The organism is Thiolapillus sp. (assembly GCF_048562965.1).
Lineage (GTDB): Bacteria > Pseudomonadota > Gammaproteobacteria > Chromatiales > Chromatiaceae > Thiolapillus > Thiolapillus brandeum_A.
This window is the reverse complement of record NZ_JBHNMF010001368.1, coordinates 1-669: the sequence shown is the minus strand read 5'-3', so window position 1 is coordinate 669 and position 669 is coordinate 1. Positions and strand designations below refer to the sequence as shown.

Here is a 669-nt window from a genome sequence, read left to right as displayed (position 1 = left end):
TGGCGCGTTCGTCCTCCAGAAACGCCAGCTTGTCCTTCATCCGGCGAATCTGAACCTGGCGGTCGCCTGCGCAGTTGGTGAGTTGTTGTGTTATTTCTGGCCTCATCTTGGATCTTTTCTTTTTGCTGCCGAATGGCGATTATTCTGTACCGCCATGGCTTCTTCAATAATCTCCTGAGTGATGGCATATTCACCTTGGCAGAATTCGACAAAGGCGGAGTAGGGCGACGAATCCTGCGGCCAGACGCCTGTGCTTTTTGTCAGTCGTGCCGCCTGTGTCGAATACACATTGAGCGCCTTGATATAATCCTCTCGGTGGGTGTTCTGAATGACCAGAGGGGGATACCCCGCTTTAAGCAATGGAAGATCGGACAGCAACCTTGCCAACCGCCCATTGCCATCCCAAAAAGGATGTATCGAAGTGAAACCGATATGGAGGCGGGCATATGCGGCGACCAGATTATCCAATGAACCCCCCAGATCAGTCGCGTTGACCTCGTTTATCCATTCCTCCATCAGCGGTGGGACATCTGCCGGTAACGCATACTCAATATGGCTCTTCCCCAAATGGAGTGGGTAGATTATCGTAATCCCCTATGAGAGACAAAGACCTATACGCCCAGATACTGGGAATCAAGAGTCCCTGGCAAGTATCCGGTGTAGAGCTGG

General features: G+C 51.9%; 1 protein-coding gene. It reads right to left on the bottom strand.

Annotation, left to right across the window (positions count from 1 at the left end):
- Nucleotides 1-102: 102 nt before the first annotated feature.
- Nucleotides 103-567 (bottom strand): Fic family protein, encoded by a 465-nt coding sequence (locus tag ACOCD2_RS24365; protein WP_295513792.1) that lies wholly within the window; start codon nucleotides 565-567, stop codon nucleotides 103-105.
- Nucleotides 568-669: the final 102 nt, after the last annotated feature.